We start from the raw sequence: 17,993 nt of genomic DNA on the forward strand, positions 1-17,993 counted from the left end.
AATTTATTGTATGTTTAAAATAATGATGTGGTTGGGTTTTTACCTATATTTTGAATGAAGATAAGCTCATTTACTAAATTAAAGCATAATATAGAAATGGGTATAGCGCCCCGACTCCAGTCAAAAAAGCTTTCATAAACTGGGTAGTCATTTCGACTACTCTATTTTTATGGAATAGATTGAGTTCTCTATTCTCACCAATTTATGAAATTGTGGCATATTTTAGACATAATAAGGATTTGGTTTGTCTTAGGAGAGCAAGGGAGTACAAACTTGACAGATTTTCGCTCTCCTTTGGGGTATTTTTTAGGAGTTAATTCGCGATTTTTGTTACCACTAACGAAGGATATAAATATTTTACATCTCCAAGTGCAAATTCAGGAATGATACTTAGTCTATCATTTGCATTTAATCGCTGCTGTATTGTTTTTCCTATTGTGTTTTGCGTTTCGGACCCTATGGATGTAGTACTGCCAATTGTATTTGAGGACCAGAAAATACTTCCAGGCACTGCAAGTGTATCATTGATGTACAAGCCAAATGCCACTGCCGAACCAAAAACCTCGTCGTTATGGGCAAGAAGTGCGACTGTGAGGTCCATACTGATTTCATATACGCCATCACTCAAAACCTGAAGATCGGTAGTACCAACAGGAGTTGTGCCCAATAAGGGTCCAGGGGTGCCACCGAAAATAACCTTCGGCCCTGGTATAAGGAAAGAGGGTGGAGACAGCCTAATAAAATTGTTCGACACATTGTATAGTGAACCGTAGGCTAAAGCTCCCCCTGGTCCTGGTTGTCCCGCAGGTCCTGGTTGTCCTGGAGCCCCTGGTTGTCCCGGAGGCCCTTGCGGTCCTGGAATAAAACATGGATTGCAAAGGTTACATGAACAATCTCTTCTACATGAACTCAAAAAGATCACCTCTATTATTTACATATAAGATAATTTATTCGGTTATCTTTTTTTTGCATGTATGCTTGTCCATTGTTCAACAATTTAAATCAAGACCTCCACCTGACTCCTCTGCTTAGTCTTTGAGATTTCCACCCTAGATTACTTTTTTTCTTTTGTAATTCAACTACTTTTCATATTTGCAAGTGTTCAGGGAAAATTAAGAGAAGTTGATGTAAAAAAGGAGGGAATGTTAATGAGGAAATTATGTTATACCATCCTATTTATAGGGGTTTGGTTAATAGCAGGAGGCTCAAACACCAGTGCTAATGGGTTAACAACAATCATACAAGAACGCCCTGTTGTTAAAATAGGCAGCCCTGCGCCGGATTTCGAATTAACGACATTATCAGGAAAGCAAGTAAAACTTTCGGACCATAAAGGCAAAGTCGTGATACTAAACTTGTGGGCGACATGGTGTCCGCCCTGCAAAGCGGAAATGCCGGAAATGCAAAGTTTTTATGAAAAAAGTCGAAATTCCGATATTACGCTGTTGTCAGTAAATTTAACTGCTCAAGAAAAAAATGAAAAAGCGGTCAGTGATTTTGTTGTAGACTATCAATTAACATTCCCGATTTTGTTAGACAAAAAGGATACTGTTGGAAAGCTGTACAAAACGATTTCAATCCCAACAAGCTATATTATCGATCGCGAGGGCATTATTAGAGAAAGGGTGATTGGTCCGATGGATGAAGAGAAAATGGCTATTTTGGCACATGGGGCGAGCTGATAAATCTTTTTTCCGTAGTGTAGTACTCGTATGGAAGATAAAAACACCTGCTTTTTGGGGTCATCATTAAACCACTGAAAGCAGGTGTTTCATATTTATTCCTCACAATAAAACGATTCGGCTTGTAAATCTCGGTTCCGGATCGATTATTACTCATTCTGGCTTGTAAATCTCAGTTCCGGATCGAAAATTTACCCTCTGATTGTACATAGTTTTCGTAAAGAAAGCAGCAATTCAATCGACAATTTATAGTTAAAAGTTATTCACTCGCCATCTTAATAGTCGTCCGGTACAACAGTTCCGTTCCTAATGAAATATCCTCAATGGAGGAAAACTCTTTTGGATTATGGCTGATCCCATCTTTGCAGCGAACGAAGATCATTCCATATTCACAAACATACGACATAGCGAGGGAATCGTGGAATGGTCCGCTCATTAATTCAATTGGATTTAAGCCGATTTGCTCACTTTCTTCCCTCATTACATTCATAATTCTTTCGGAACAGTAGCGCGGCTCACTATTGGTGTCTTCTGAGATTTTACAAACTAATTGATGCTCCTCCGTGATTTCTGCTATTCTAGCTCTTAATTGCTTTTCAATTGTATGTCTACGGTTGATATCAATATCTCTTAAATCAACTGTAAAACTCACCTTTTCAGGGATAATGTTGCGTGAGTCTGGAAAGATATTCATACTTCCTACTGTACCAACTGTAGGGGCCGAAGAGTCTGCGCTAGCTAGCTCATTGAGCGCTACAATAATTTTCGCTGCTCCAACGAGAGCATCCTTTCTCATTAGCATCGGCACTGAGCCGGCATGACCGGCAAAGCCCTCTAATTCTACCGTTAACCATAATGGTCCTGAAATACCCGTAACAATGCCCACAGGAGTATTCTGTGCTTCAAGAACAGGTCCTTGTTCAATATGCATCTCAAGAAACGCAGCAATACTACGATCTGAATATTCCGACTCTTTCAGCTTTGTCGGGTCACACCCAAAATTAATTAATGCCTCTTTTCTTGTCATTCCGTTTTTGTCAGTCCGTTCTAATTCACCGTCTTCTAGTTTTCCAAGTATGCCTCTAACCCCAAATAACCCCTTATTAAACCGGCATCCCTCTTCATCCGAAAACGCTACGACTTCAATAGGCATGCTTGGTAAGATGTTTTGCTCTTTCATCGTTTGAACAACTTCAAGTGCACCAAGTACTCCGATGACACCATCAAATCTTCCGCCATATGGCTGTGAATCGATATGTGAACCTAGCATCAATATCGGCGCTTCTGGATTTTCTCCTTCTAATCGGCCAATTAGATTGCCGAAATGATCAATCCTTGCCGTTAATCCAGCCTCTTCCATCCATAGTTTCACTGTCAGAACTGCTAGTTTATCCTCGTCTGACAGTGTAAGCCGACACACTCCTGTACCTGCAATTTTGCCGATTTGCGAGAGGTCCTTTATTTTTTGCTCTAATCGGTCTTTGTTTATTGTTAAAGTTTGCATTACGTTTTACATTCTCCCCCCATCTCAGATCACCTTCTAAATAGCTTTCAACTCTTCTATTAAAGTTTTAATAATAAAGTTTAAATCTTCTTCTGAAATATTTAATGGTGGAGCTAGCGTAATCACATTATTATACCCTGCAACAGTTGCTCCATTTTTCCCGATAATGAGTCCTTTTTGTTTACAGCCTGCAATGACTTTATTGACTAACCCAGCTTCCAGCGGTTCTTTCGTTGCTTTATCTTTGACAAGTTCAATCCCAACTAACAAACCTTTGCCTCTTACATCGCCGACAAATGGATGCCCTTCTGTAAGAGTTGATAAGCTTTGTATCAAGTATTCTCCTAATTTTTTTGATCGATCAGATAATTTTTCATCATCCATAATTTCAAGGTTCTTTATAGCCAGAGCACAAGCAGCTGGATTCCCGCCAAATGTATTAATATGGCGGAAATAATCATATTCTTCTGAGCCTTTAAACGCCTCATAGATTTCTTTTTTCACGGCAGTTGCCGATAAAGGGAGATAGGCACTTGTAATCCCTTTGGCCATTGTAATAATATCTGGTTTAACTCCATAATTCATAAAGCCAAAGGGTTTCCCTGTACGGCCAAAGCCACAGATTACCTCATCTACTATAAGTAGAGCCCCATGCTTTTCACAGACCTCTTTGACACCGGCCATATAACCATCAGGCGGAACTAATATGCCGCCTCCCGTAATGATCGGTTCCATGATGACACCAGCAATTGTGTCGCTTAACTCCCAAGTCATCACTCGATCAATATCTTTCACGGACTCTAATTCTGAAGGTGTACAGTCAGCATGGTCTTTCTGTCGATATAAATCCGGTGGTGCAACATGAATGAATCCAGGAGCCAATGGTTCATATTTATATTTGCGCTGTGCTTGACCTGTTGCCGCTAAAGAGCCCATTGAATTCCCATGATAGGCTCGATACCGAGAAATAAATTTGTAACGAGCATGATTACCCTTTTGTTGATGATACTGTCTTGCTAGTTTAAATGCCGTTTCATTTGCCTCTGATCCGCTATTGGAAAAAAAGATGACATATTCTCCGTCTAGCATTTCGTTTAACTTTTCTGCTAATTTAATTGCCGGAGTATGACTTTGTGTAAGCGGAAAATATGCCATTTCTTTTAACTGTTCATAAGCAGCATCAGCCAATTCAGTTCTTCCGTAACCAATATTTACACACCATAAACCAGACATAGCATCTAAATAGCGTTTGCCCGTATGATCGGTTACCCAAGATCCTTCCGCCTTTTCAATAACCATTGTGGAGCCAGGGCTATATGGCTTCATCGAATGCCAAACATACTCTTGGTCTAACGCATGGATATCGCCACTTCGTTTAACATTTTCCATTTAGTTCCACCCTTTCACTTTTAATAGTCATATCTCGAGGTAATCATCTTTTTCCGAGTATAGAAGTTTACTCCATCTTTTCCATTCACATGCAAATCTCCGTAAAAGGAATCCTTCCACCCAGAGAACGGGAAAAAAGCCATCGTTGCTGGTACACCAACATTTATCCCTAGCATTCCTGCATCTGCTTCTTCTCTAAATTGTCTAATGGCTTTTGCATCATTCGTATAGATTGTGGCACCATTCCCATAGCGAGACTTGCGAATAAATTCAAGTCCTTCATCTAAATCCTTTGCATGTAACAAACTTAGAACAGGAGCAAATATTTCATCCTTGGCTATTGTCATTTCGGGTGTTACATGGTCAAAAATGGTCGGACCTAAGAAATTTCCTTCCTTCATTTCAGTCATTTCTTTTCGACCATCTCGGATTAATGATGCTCCTTCCTTTAAGCCTGTTTTAATATAATGCAATACTTTCTCACGATGAGAGTCTCTAATTACTGGAGTTAGAAACACATCTTCATCTAATCCGTTTCCGATCATTAGCTCATCTGCTTTTTGTTTTAACTGATTAACAAACTCATCACCGTTTCCTACAACGACGACAGCACTACATGCCATACAACGCTGACCCGCACTTCCATATGCGGAGCTGATAATATTAGCAACAGCTTTTTCTATCGGAGCATCAGGCATAACAATGTGATGATTTTTCGCACCAGATAGTGCTTGAACACGTTTTCCATTTGCAGCTGCTCGCTCATATACATATTTAGCGACCGGCTGCGAGCCAACGAATGAAATGGCTTTTACATCTTTATGGTCTAACAATCCATTTACAACATCATGTGCACCGTGAACGACATTTAATACCCCTTTTGGAGCCCCCGCTTCGGTAAATAAGTGAACGAGCTCATTTGCCAAAATCGGCGTCCTTTCAGAGGGCTTCAATACAAATGTATTCCCACAAGCGATTGCCAGTGGGAACATCCAAGTCGGCACCATCATCGGAAAGTTGAAGGGCGTTATTCCGCCAACTACACCAAGCGGGTATCGGAACATTTCTGAATCCAACTCTTCAGCAATATTTGATAACGTTTCCCCCATCATTAAGGTTGGGGCACCTGCTGCGAATTCTACACATTCAATCCCTCTTTGCACTTCACCGTACGCTTCCTTGTATGATTTCCCGTTTTCTTCCACAACAAGTCTAGCTAGTTTTTCATGATTCTCCGTTAATAGATAATGATATTTATATAAAATCCTCGCTCGTTTTGGGACAGGTGTATGTTTCCAAGTTTTAAATGCTTGATGAGCAGCACTTACCGCTTGGTCGACATCTTCTTTTGTAGAAATGGGAACTCTGACTAATATTTCTCCGGTTGCTGGGTTTAAAACAGCTGCTGTTTCCGTACTTTGTGCTGCTACCCATTCTCCGTTCAAATAATTTTTCAATACTACGGTTTCTTTTTTGGTTCCTGCCATGAATAAGTAGCCTCCTTTCATTTGTATAAATTTTCAAATTAATTAATAATGGGACTGCCCCATCTTTCTTCATTAATAATCAACCTAGCTTTTTTATGCATCTTCTGTTTGTTGTTTGATCAAAATAACGGAAAAATATTTCCGAGCTTCTGGGGTTGTAATGTGGATTGTTGCATACTCACTCTCATCCTTATGATGTTTCTTTTTTTCAAATTCTACAAAAGCACCACTCAAATTTTCCGTAATCTTCTTAATTTTATACTCATTTTGTAGGAGGAAATCGATTCGATCTCGCTCTTGTAAGAACTGTTGGTACTCGGACATTGCTTTCTCTCCTTTATCCCGGTTTAACAGGCCGTAATCCCCCTATCTCAATTCCTGGGAGAGATTTAAGAAATAAATAGGTGAGGGATAAACAGCCTGTAAATCCCCGATTGGTTCAACTAACCATCAGAGGAAAAAAATCCCCTCCGATGGAAGCTTCACTTTATCAAGAATATATTCAAAAAAAGCGGACAAAGACCAAATATGATTATAATTGTGGGTCAACACTTTCAGGAACAACGACCGGTTCGCTTCTTGTTTCAATTACCCAATCACGGCCAACTGTAATTCCCAAATATTTTTCATCACTCGGATCTGCAATTTCTGCTTGTTGATATTTCTTAAACCACCAATATTTTGCTAAAAAGTAGTAAATAACAGCACCAACTACAAAACCAACGAGAAATGAATAAGCCGGTAACCAATAGGCAGCAAAACCGCCAATGACCCACGCAATCATTCCAGCTAGGTTAAATCCATTCATGTATTTAAATTGGCCATGATCTTCATAGAGTTCATGCACATTTACTCGTCTCTTACGAAGCACATAGTAGTCCGTAAATAAAATACCTACAATCGAAGACAAGATTCCTCCAATAACAAGTAGAGCCGGGATAATAACATCAAATAAACTCCATGGTTGTACGACGATGCCTATGATACCAGCTATTATAACCCCTACCCAAAACGGCACCTTTGGACCACCAACATTGGAGAAAATCGTAGCAGCAGGAACGACATTGGCGGACGTATTCGTAGACCATTGTGCAAATACAATCATCAATAAAAGAATTCCTAAGATAAAGCCACTTGCTGCTTCTTGAAGTGCAGCTACAGGATCAAAATTGGAGACTGCGATGTAGGAAACGGCCCCGATAAGGATCATAAATGTGTTTACAATCGGCATGACAATAATGCTTCCTACAATTTGTGATTTATTTCGTTTAAACCAGTTCCTTTCATTTTTTGGAGCTTTAAAAAATCTGGATAGAGAAGGCATATCAGCTGCCAATGTTGCCCAAAAGCCCATATTACTCATGACTACGACCATAAAAGCGGTTATGGCGGCTCTGCCAACAACAGGATTCTCCACCCAAGTCCAGATTTCTCTTCCTTGCTCCATTGCTTGATCAGAAAGGGAGGTGTACATCCATGCTGAAATAAGAATAATCGTCGGCGCAGCTAAATCGGCAAAACGCTCAATTGCCTTGATTCCAAGTGCTGTATTTACTAATTGAACGGCTGCAAATAGTAAGAAGCAAACAAACCAATTATCGAATCCAAGAAGGATATTCAAGATTCCATTCATGGCAGTTGCTCCAAAAAACGTGTTGATACCGAACCAACAAGCAGCGGTTACACCACGTACTAAAGATGGAATATGTGTGCCAATGGTACCAAATGGCGCCCTCATATAGACAGGAAAGGAAAGACCGTGTTCAATCCCGATATCACCAATAATGGTCATGAATATCCCAATCGCAACAGATCCGATAATCGTTGCAACAATCACCCATCCTAGCGATAAACTTTGTACGCCTGCACCACCAATGGCAAAAGCGGCTAAAACAACGGCCATCCCTACCCAAATTACTGCAAAACCCTTCGTCCCTATGTTTCTATCTCCATGTGAAATTGGCAATAAATCTGGAGACTTGAGATAATTCCCACTCTTTTTCATTGAAGTACCCCTTTTCTTCGTTGTTTTTATTATATTCTGGGTCATTATCACACTTGACACGTTCGCTATTTTTTTGAGATTAAACATCCATGAGCGTCTGCTCTAAAACTCAAAGATGAAAAAGGTTCAGGTTCTCAAATTGCATCACCTGATGAGGGTGGCGGTGAGAAGCTGATTTTTTAAAAGCCCGCCTCTTTTCCACAGAAAAGAAGGAAAGGCTATGAAATATTTACGCCTCCACCTAATCATCTTGTTACATTTTTTTATATCGTTAAAAATTGTTTTTTTTAAAGAAAGGCACAAAGAACATTGTAACCTGTTGAAAGTTATACAAGATTTGTTGTTCCTGAATGATCGCTTGCACCATATTTCCCTCGTTTCAAATATTGACCGGCACCTAATTGTCCTACAAATTTCTTATCTCGGATGACAAATTCGCCTCGAGATAAGACGGAAATAGGTTCTCCTGTTACTTTTATTCCTTCAAATGGATTATAATCAACAGCCATATGGTGGGTCTCTACGGAAATGGTTCTCACTACTGTCGGATCAAAGATGACAATGTCCGCATCCACCCCAACAGCGATGGTGCCTTTTCTTGGATATAATCCAAATAATTTGGCTGCTCTTGTTGAAATAAGATCTACAAATTGATTTAATGTGATTCTTCCCTTTTTTACACCTTCTGAGAACAAGATACTAACACGATCCTCGATAATCGGCCCCCCGTTTGGGATTTTTGAAAAGTTCCCTTTGCCAAGATCTTTTTGTCCATTGAAGTCAAAAGAACATTGATCCGAGCCTACTGTTTGCAACTGTCCGGTTTTTAGAGCATTCCATAACACGTCTTGATTCCATTTTTCACGTAAAGGCGGGGACCATACGAATTTTGCCCCTTCAAAATTCGGCTTTTCTAAGTAGGACTGATCCAACACTAAATATTGCGGACAAGTTTCGCCCCAAATATCAATTCCATTATTTCTTGCTTCAGCAATTTTTCTCGCAGCATCTGCACAAGACACATGAACAACATAAAGTTGTGAGTTGGCTAGTCCTGTCAAAATCGCTGCTCTTCCAGTCGCTTCCCCTTCCACTTCAGAAGGTCTTGTTAAAGCATGAAATATTGGATCGGTATTGCCTTGTTTTAATGCTTTTTTCACTAAATAATCAATGACGTCGCCATTTTCTGCATGTACCATGACGAGCGCTCCAAGTTCTTTTGCCGAAATAAGCGTACGGAAGAGTGTTTCATCATCAGCTTGCAGCACATTTTTATAAGCCATAAATACTTTAAATGATGTAATCCCCTCCTGTTCAATCACTTTAGGCAGTTCATGTAATACATCATCATTCATTTCGACAATTTGCAGGTGAAAACCGTAATCAATCACCGCTTTATGTTTTGATTTTGCATGCCAAGTTTCAATCGCACTTTTTAATGTTTCGCCTTTATTCGTTAAACAAAAATCAATAACTGATGTCGTACCACCAAAGGCTGCAGCAATTGTACCGGTTTCAAAATCATCTTTTGTTACCGTCCCGCCAAACGGCATTTCCAAATGAGTATGTGGATCAATGCCTCCTGGGAACACATAACAACCTTTTGCATCAATGATTTCTGCGTCATCAAGTGGAAGATGCTTGCCAATTTGATTAATCACCCCATTATCAATCAATAGATCTGCTTGATACGTATCCGTTGCCGTGACTATCGTGCCGTTTTTTATCACTTTTTTCATAGATATCCTCCTATCTAAAGAGTATGAATATTCAGATTTATTTTTCTGAATCACATGAAGCTACCCCTAGCGCTGCTTGACGTTCATTCCAAGTCATTGGCGGAAGACCACTTGGTATTTCAATCATGTCAATTGCCCCATCCACTGGGCATACAATGGAACATAGATTACAACCTACACAGTCCTCTTCTCTAACTTTTAATTGGCTGTTTCCCGCGAGATCTTTCAACATGTCGATACATTGGTGTGACGTATCTTCACAGGCTATATGGCATTTATTACAATTAATACAAACATCAGCGTTAATTTTCGCAACGATTTTGTAATTAAGATCAAGATTGCCCCAATCTGAATATTTCACAACAGATTTTCCTACCAAATCCATAACCGAGGCGATTCCTTTGTCATCTAAATAATGATCCAATCCTTCAATCATATCTTCTACTATTCGAAAACCATGGTGCATAGCCGCTGTACATACTTGCACGCCCGTTGCACCCATTAAAAGAAATTCAACAGCATTTTGCCAATTAGATATGCCACCTATTCCTGATATCGGGATAGGAATTAGAGGATTTCTCGCACATTCACCAACCATATGAAGAGCAATAGGTTTTACAGCCGGTCCACAATAGCCACCATGGGCCCCTTTCCCACCGACATGGGGAATCGTATTCCAAGAATCTATATCGACCCCTGCTAAACTGTTGATTGTATTGATCATGCTAATCGCATCAGCGCCTCCATTTACAGCAGCTTCAGCCGTAACCGTAATGTCAGTTATATTAGGTGTTAGCTTAACGATTACAGGCGTTTTGGCAGCCTCCTTTGCCCAATACGTTTGTTTTTCAACTAATTCTGGCACCTGACCTGAAGCAGAACCCATACCTCTTTCAGCCATACCATGCGGACAGCCAAAGTTCAGTTCTAATCCATCCACTCCCGCATCTTCTACTCTTTTGACAATTTCATGCCATTTTTCTTGGCTAGGCGCAACCATCAATGATGCAATGATCGCATGATTAGGAAAAAGCTTTTTTGTTTCGTAAATTTCCTTTAAGTTTACTTCCAACGGTCGATCGGTGATTAATTCAATATTGTTAAAACCCGCCACTTTTTGACCATTAAAACTAACTGCAGCAAATCGCGATGTAACATTTAATATAGGGTCGCCCAATGTCTTCCAAACAGCTCCTCCCCACCCCGCTTCAAATGCACGTTGGACTTGATACCCTGAATTGGTTGGCGGTGCAGAGGCTAGCCAAAATGGATTGGGCGATTCAATTCCTGCAAAGTTAATACGTAAATCAGCCATAAATTTACCTCCTAATTCGTAAAATAGGTTTTTGATTATGCCGTTTCTGAAACAGGATTAAACAATAATTTATGAATGGCATGTGCTGTCTCTTTCCCCTGTTGTGCAGCTGATACTACCATTGCTTCGCCCTGCCCTTTTCCAAAAATTACATCGCCACATGCAAACACCTTCTCATTGGATGTTTGAAAGGTGTGTGGATCAATTTGTACAACGCCATCATTATGCGCTACTGCAAATTCCTCAATTAGATCTATATATCTTGATTGTCCAATCGCTTTAATAACCGCATCTACTTCAAGTGTAAATTCAGATCCCTTAATTGGAACCGGACGACGTCGGCCATCTTCTCCAGGCTCACCTAATCCCATCTTGATACATTCAATTGCTTTTACATGCCCTTGTTCATCGCCAATAATCCGCTTTGGAGCAGTAAGCCATCTAAATTCAACACCATCTTGTTTCGCAAATTCATATTCAAACTCGTAAGCTGTCATTTCTTCAATTGTACGTCTGTATAAAATTTTTACATTTTCAGCACCGAGGCGTACCGAACAAGTAGCTCCATCAATTGCTGTATTACCTGCTCCGATTACTACGACCCGTTTTTTGAGAAACTGATTCGAAATAGGTTTTGTTTTCGTTTCTTTTACAAATTCAATCGCATCATACACACCAGCTAGTTCTTCCCCACTAATTCCCAAATTTGGAACACTAGACATGCCAATTGCCAGAATCACAATGTCATAGTTTTCAAGGATTTCTTCTACTGAAATATCTTTACCTACACGGGTATTTGTACGAATAGACACTTGTAAGCTTTCAACTTGTTTCACTTCCCAATAAGAGATTTCCTTTGGCAGTCTGAATGAAACAATGCCATACGTGTTTAAACCTCCCGCTTTTTCATTTGCTTCAAAAATTGTCACATCATAGCCTAATAGACCTAATTCTCGAGCAGCTGCCAAACCAGCCGGACCTCCACCAATAATAGCGACTGTTTTACCGTTCTTCTTTCCTGGATGGAACAATATCTGCTCATTTTGTATCGCCCAGTCTGTTGCATAGCGCTGTAAATTTCCGATCATTATCGGTTTTGTAGGATGGTTTAAAACACAAGCACCCTCACATAATTCCTCAGTTGGACATACACGGGCACAGCTTGCTCCAATTGGGTTTGCTGTCATAATCGTCTTAGCTGACCCTCTCAGATTGCCAGATGCAATTTTTTTAATAAATGTTGGAATATCAATACTAGTTGGACATGCCGTAATACAAGGAGCATCGTAACAATAGAGACAACGGTTCGATTCTTCATTTGCTTCCTGTTTCGTTAACCCTTGATAAACTTCTTGGAAATTTCCACTTAAATCTTCAATCGAGATTCTTGGATTCTTTACACTACTCACTATAAACATCCTCCTTTAGAGACGATCTTTATTAGCTCCGTGTTAAACTATGTTAAAGTTTGTTGTTGATTGTGGCACTATCTTGATTGGTGCGGTAAGCGTGAGACTCCTTCCTGCAGAAAAGAGAGACCTCTCTAGCGCACAGCGCCAATGAGGCTCCCGGTTGCCCGCGGATAGCGAACACCTTACCTTCCAATCAACAGGCAAGTTCAATAGAGCCAAACTTTCTAGATGAAGGTGCCGCCCCCCACTCTATATACCGATCATTGTGACTTTTACACACCAGATAACAATATACAATAGTCTTTATGAGACAGTCCCCATTGAAAAAAATCCGTTTATTAAGGCAATAACTCAGACATTTCCTGATACGTTTCTGGTCTTCGATCTCGATAAAATTGCCATGTATCACGAACTTCTCGTATCATTTTTTTATTCACTTCTCCAATAATTACTTCATCACAGTCGCGACTTCCCATTGCGACAAAGTTCCCCCTTGGATCAACAAGATAAGATTGTCCGTAAAATTCTCCCATATTCCATGGCCCTTCTGTTCCTACTCTATTAATGGCGCCAAGATAGTAGCCATTCGCTACAGCATGCGCAGGTTGTTCAAGCTTCCATAAGTATTCGGAAAGTCCAGCTACTGTCGCAGAAGGGTTTAATACAATCTCAGCTCCTTTTAACCCTAGTATTCTCGCACCTTCAGGAAAATGACGATCATAGCAAATGTAAACCCCTACTTTTGCAAAGGCAGTGTCAAACACTGGATAGCCTAAATTTCCTGGTTTAAAATAGAATTTTTCCCAAAACCCATAGCCTTCATTGCCTACTCCTACATGGGGAATATGTTGTTTTCGATATTTACCTAAATACGATCCATCTGCATCTATGATCGCTGCAGTATTATAGTATGTAGCAATCCCTACTCTCTCGTAGATTGGCAAAACAATCACTACAGATAGTTCTTTTGCTAGCTCCTGGAATAGTTTTGTCGTCGGGCCGTTCGGAATTTCTTCTGCAGCATCATACCATTTCGTATTTTGCTCTAAGCAAAAGTAAGGTCCATAAAAAATCTCTTGTAAACTGATAATTTGTGCACCTTTTTCCTTTGCTTCTCTTACAAGCCTCAAATGCTTTTCAATTGCTCGTTGTTTGTGAACTTCTACAGGTTGATTTCCATCGACATCATTAGAGGCTTGAATAAGACCAATTTTCACATTATCTGCCATAAGTATCCCTCCTCAATTATGATATGCATGTACATTTCGAATATATGAATGATTTTATCATTCGTCTGGAAAACGCTTACAAAAGTGAAGCGCCAAGATTAAATAAATTGCTGATCTCCATTTTTATACATGTAATACCTATATCAATTCTGTATATAAATACATAAATTGTAATTAATACTTTTCCATACATTTAATGAATAGGGATATGTTTTTTAATACGCTCACGCTTATTATATTCCCGCTATTAAACTCGCCTTATTTTGGGTACATCGACAGAGATAACTCATGAAGAAATGAAAAAAGAAGCATTCGAGAGGAAAGATTGCCAGATGGATTTTTTCATAATCTATATTCGGCAAGACGCATTGGTTTTGATTCCCGTCTTGTATTTTATCCCGCATTAACGGGCAGTAAGAGCCCGATTGGTGAGATACAGTGAAACTTACCGATGCGTGAGCAGAGGTTTAGTCGAACCAATCAGGTTCGTAGAGTCGATTTATCGAAGTGGAGCGGAGATATTAGCGACTCTAGAACGGGACTAACAATCAGTGGGGTATGAAGAGAACCCCCACTGATTGAAGTTTCAAATTATTGGACTATTTTTACGTCAAACGCCATTTATTCCACCATGGTGTTCTGCATGGATACAGGTTAGTTTTGCTGTTATTTCTTGTCTTCTTTATTACGGATTTGACATTACGTCTGTTTACAATCTATGGAATTAGAGAAAAGAAAGGCGGAAAACAATGGGACCCTTATAGAGGAGGATTTATACCTAAAAATGAAGTGAATAAAAGCGATAAGACCAGTGAATAATCAAACTGGTCTTGTATCAAATTTCCGCCTTTACTTTTTAAAAAACGCATTTTTCCCTAGCGTTTCTACCGTGTTAGGAAAAAGTGTATGCATTTTACTAATCGCATTCATGAACCGTGGTAAATTGATCTCGCGCTTTTTCGTAAGCATCGCGGACACGATTTTCTCAGCCACATATTCTGGCTGTAATATGAACTTTTCGATATTCTTCACATAAGTTCCACTTTCATCAGCAATATCGAAAAAATTTGTTGCAATCGGTCCTGGATTAACAGTAGTCACATGAATACCCTCGCGCATTACTTCCAGGCGCAACGCATTGGAATAGCCAATTACTGCAAACTTCGTTGAAGAGTACAAGGTAGATTTTGGTGTTGCAATCTTCCCAGCCATTGAAGCAATATTGATGATATGACCGGATTTCCGCCTTTTCATCGAAGGAACGACCATTTTCGTACAAGCCATCAAGCCAATTACATTCACACGGAACATGGCTTGGATTTCCTCGATATTAGTTTCGTCGACTTCTTTAAAAGTACCATACCCAGCATTATTTACGAGAACATCGATTTCGCCAATATTTGTATAAATATCTGTAAATACGTCAACAATCTGTTTCATATTTGAAACGTCTAATTCATATGCATAAGCTACATCGCCATACTGGTTGTTTAGCTCATTCCTTAGCTCCTCTAATTTATCCGTATTTCGGGCAAGCAGAACGACACGTGCTCCCTGCTCCGCTGCTTTCTTAGCAATTTCTTTACCAATTCCACCAGAAGCACCTGTAACAACGACGCATTTTTTATGTAATCTACTCATTAGCCACCACTCTTTTCAACTATTTACTGAATACATATAGATCCCGTTTTGATCTTCCTTTTTAATTTCACCTAAAAGCTCTAAATAGTCAAGTTGGCCGACTGTTTCAGAAATCGTTAAGCCAAGTTCCCTCTCATAAACTCTTGGAAAAAGCTGTTTACAGATCTCAAACCCAGTTTGAGGCTTAACTTCTAGCATTTGTTTGACTTGCATAGCACGACCATGCTGTCGAGCAAAATTATGCCTAATCAATTCATGCGTATCGGAAATATCATCACCATGACCTGAAAGGGTAAGTGAAATGGGTAGCTCGAGCCACTTCCTAAGTGAGCTATTGTATTGATTTAACGGCTCAGGCCGATATACATCTTGTGAAATCGGTGGTTCCAAGATAGGATTTGGCGAAATTTTGTCCAACAGATGATCTCCACCAATCATAACCCCATCACTTTCACGGAAAAGAGAAATATGACTTTGAGCATGCCCAGGCGTTTCAATGACCTGAAAGCCAGATAGACCGGGGATTTCATCTCCTTCTTGCAATAAAGTTTGCACAGTACGCTTACTAATATATCCTCCACGATAGTTATTCATCGAAGCGACCATCTCTTCGGGTACAGCTAATTCCTTTCCGACACCTAAATAAAACAGATGGAGCGACTCTTTAAACTCATCCGTCAGTTCTAACCATCTTTGATTGTTGGCATGGCCAAATACATTTGTTTGCTCAGGAAAAAAATCAATACCACCAGCATGATCAGGATGATGATGTGTCAGCACAATTTGATCAAAATCACTTATTAAGAGCCCTAAATCACGAAGACTTTTCGCTAATACTTCTTTGCCTTCAGGAGTTCTCGGTCCAGCATCCACAAGTGTAAGTGCTTCCCCTTTTATCACATAAACATTTACATCACCAACAGCATAAGGAGTTGGGATTGATAGTTTTTCAATTTCCGCGTCATATCTTGTCATGTGGATTCCACCTTTAATAAAATCATTCGAATCGTAAATATCATAATATAGTCTATATTTTACATTCTGGCTCAATCATTGTCATTATTTTCGCATAACAATCAGAAAATTATAGATATGGCTATTGACAACAAGTTGAAACTTCCATCATAATTTATCCATAGCGGATTGACTATAATCGATTAAAGTTACATCCCACAATGTAAATAATAGGCGATGAATAAGACCAGTACATAAATTATGGTGCAAGAGAGTGAGGCTCGTTGGCTGCAAGGCTTCACCACCCGCTGTTTATCGAACCTTCCTTATGAGCCATCAGGAAAACCTGACGTCTATCTGGCGATAACGGATTGTGAGCTGCATCTTTCAAAGAAAGATGAACGAAGGTGGTACCACGGAAGCAATGTCTTTCGTCCTTTATTGGATGAAAGGCTTTTTTTATTTATCCCGCATTAATGGGCGGTAACCCCCGCTAATTGATGTTTCACTTTATTAAAAAGGCTATGTTTAATCTAGTTGTTGATTTTGGCACATTGTTGTTTGGGGCGGAAGTCGTAAGATTCCTGCTTGAAAAGCTAGTCAAAGGGAGACCCCCACAGGCGCACAGCGCCGAGGAGGCTTCCGGACTGCCCGCGGTAAGCGAACGCCTCTCATTGCAATCAACAGGCAAGTTTAAAAAAGCCTAAAAAAGGAGCGAATGAAATGAAGAATATCGCATATATTGGCATCGGCTCAATGGCAGAAGCGATTATATCAGGCATAATTGCAAGAGGTGGAGTCAACCCTACACAAATTAGAGTAGCAAACAAGTCGAATCAAGAACGGTTAGCGTATGTACAACAACAATATGGGGTACATGGATATACATCTCTTGAAGCAGCTCTAACGAATGCAGATGTAGTCTTTCTTGCGGTGAAGCCTAAAGACGTACTAGCTGCATTATCGGCGGCCCGCCCCTATTTAACTGAAAATATGCTGCTCATTTCCGTAGCAGCAGGTGTTAATCTAGCAAACCTCGAAAATATTATTGACAAAAAAATGGCGATCGTTCGAGCCATGCCAAATACGTCGGCTGCTGTTGGCTTATCAGCTACTGCTCTTTCCGCAAATTCATTAATAGGAACCGGACAGCTACAATTGGCAATTGATCTCTTTTCATCCATCGGTACAGTTTCGGTTGTTGAGGAAAACAAATTGAACGCGGTAACTGGGCTTTCAGGTAGTGGCCCTGCCTATATTTACTACGTAGTGGAGGCCATGGAAAAATCCGCCCAAGAATTAGGCTTAGATTCCGATACTGCTAAGCAATTAATTATCCAAACGATTCAAGGAGCAGCAGAAATGCTTAATCAATCTCCTAAAACGCCAGCAACGCTCCGTAAAGAAGTAACTTCCCCTGGAGGTACTACAGAAGCAGGACTTAAAGTATTGGACGACTATCAAGTTAAGAGTGCTTTTATTTCTTGTATTGAAGAAGCTACGAAACAAGCAAAACGGATGGGTGATGAAATTTCGAAAGATATTAATAAGGAGATTTCCAGTCTTAATTTCTAAGGATAATCAAATTTTTGGCAGAATCAAAAAGAAGTTGATATACTAGCCATAACATAATCCG

Annotated in this window: 14 protein-coding genes; 2 read left to right on the plus strand and 12 right to left on the minus strand. The window is 39.9% G+C overall.

Annotated elements, in window-relative coordinates; genetic code table 11:
• Window positions 1–313: 313 nt before the first annotated feature.
• On the minus strand, window positions 314–913 hold the full coding sequence (locus HNP81_RS12470; RefSeq protein WP_182502827.1) for an exosporium leader peptide: 600 nt from the start codon (window positions 911–913) through the stop codon (window positions 314–316).
• 235 nt (window positions 914–1,148) lie between these two features.
• Between HNP81_RS12470 and HNP81_RS12475 the strand changes: the two genes are divergently transcribed.
• Complete coding sequence (locus tag HNP81_RS12475; RefSeq protein WP_246399333.1) at window positions 1,149–1,682, plus strand: TlpA family protein disulfide reductase; 534 nt, start codon at window positions 1,149–1,151, stop codon at window positions 1,680–1,682.
• 259 nt (window positions 1,683–1,941) lie between these two features.
• On the opposite strand, the gene HNP81_RS12480 is transcribed toward HNP81_RS12475, so the two are convergent.
• The 11 genes from HNP81_RS12480 to HNP81_RS12530 form a co-directional block, all read right to left on the minus strand.
• Window positions 1,942–3,186: a M20 family metallo-hydrolase gene (locus HNP81_RS12480; RefSeq protein ID WP_182502829.1), complete on the minus strand. Its 1,245-nt coding sequence runs from the start codon at window positions 3,184–3,186 to the stop codon at window positions 1,942–1,944.
• A 36-nt stretch (window positions 3,187–3,222) separates the two neighbouring features.
• Entirely contained in the window at window positions 3,223–4,575 is a 1,353-nt protein-coding gene (locus HNP81_RS12485) for an aspartate aminotransferase family protein (protein WP_028391635.1), read from the minus strand.
• A gap of 20 nt (window positions 4,576–4,595) precedes the next feature.
• Window positions 4,596–6,062 (minus strand): CoA-acylating methylmalonate-semialdehyde dehydrogenase, encoded by a 1,467-nt coding sequence (locus tag HNP81_RS12490; protein WP_182502830.1) that lies wholly within the window; start codon window positions 6,060–6,062, stop codon window positions 4,596–4,598.
• Window positions 6,063–6,155: 93 nt separating this feature from the next.
• A complete protein-coding gene (locus HNP81_RS12495) occupies window positions 6,156–6,386 on the minus strand; it encodes a hypothetical protein (RefSeq protein ID WP_182502831.1) in 231 nt (76 codons plus the stop codon).
• 208 nt (window positions 6,387–6,594) lie between these two features.
• A complete protein-coding gene (locus HNP81_RS12500) occupies window positions 6,595–8,067 on the minus strand; it encodes an NCS1 family transporter (protein ID WP_182502832.1) in 1,473 nt (490 codons plus the stop codon).
• A 326-nt stretch (window positions 8,068–8,393) separates the two neighbouring features.
• Entirely contained in the window at window positions 8,394–9,806 is a 1,413-nt protein-coding gene (hydA, locus tag HNP81_RS12505; protein WP_028391639.1) for a dihydropyrimidinase, read from the minus strand.
• 37 nt (window positions 9,807–9,843) lie between these two features.
• A complete protein-coding gene (preA, locus tag HNP81_RS12510) occupies window positions 9,844–11,121 on the minus strand; it encodes an NAD-dependent dihydropyrimidine dehydrogenase subunit PreA (RefSeq protein WP_182502833.1) in 1,278 nt (425 codons plus the stop codon).
• Between the two features lie 35 nt (window positions 11,122–11,156).
• Window positions 11,157–12,530, minus strand: a complete 1,374-nt coding sequence (locus HNP81_RS12515; protein WP_376766744.1) for an NAD(P)-dependent oxidoreductase — start codon at window positions 12,528–12,530, stop codon at window positions 11,157–11,159.
• Between the two features lie 341 nt (window positions 12,531–12,871).
• Window positions 12,872–13,762, minus strand: a complete 891-nt coding sequence (locus tag HNP81_RS12520) for a nitrilase-related carbon-nitrogen hydrolase (RefSeq protein WP_182502835.1) — start codon at window positions 13,760–13,762, stop codon at window positions 12,872–12,874.
• Window positions 13,763–14,611: 849 nt separating this feature from the next.
• A complete protein-coding gene (locus tag HNP81_RS12525; RefSeq protein ID WP_182502836.1) occupies window positions 14,612–15,403 on the minus strand; it encodes an SDR family NAD(P)-dependent oxidoreductase in 792 nt (263 codons plus the stop codon).
• A 15-nt stretch (window positions 15,404–15,418) separates the two neighbouring features.
• Window positions 15,419–16,378, minus strand: coding sequence for an MBL fold metallo-hydrolase (locus HNP81_RS12530; protein ID WP_182502837.1), 960 nt, complete (start codon window positions 16,376–16,378; stop codon window positions 15,419–15,421).
• 702 nt (window positions 16,379–17,080) lie between these two features.
• On the opposite strand from HNP81_RS12530, the gene proC reads away from it, so the two are divergent.
• On the plus strand, window positions 17,081–17,932 hold the full coding sequence (gene proC, locus HNP81_RS12535; RefSeq protein WP_028391645.1) for a pyrroline-5-carboxylate reductase: 852 nt from the start codon (window positions 17,081–17,083) through the stop codon (window positions 17,930–17,932).
• Window positions 17,933–17,993 lie beyond the last annotated feature (61 nt).

It is taken from the genome of Peribacillus huizhouensis (assembly GCF_014138605.1).
Classification (GTDB): Bacteria; Bacillota; Bacilli; order Bacillales; family DSM-1321; genus Peribacillus; species Peribacillus huizhouensis.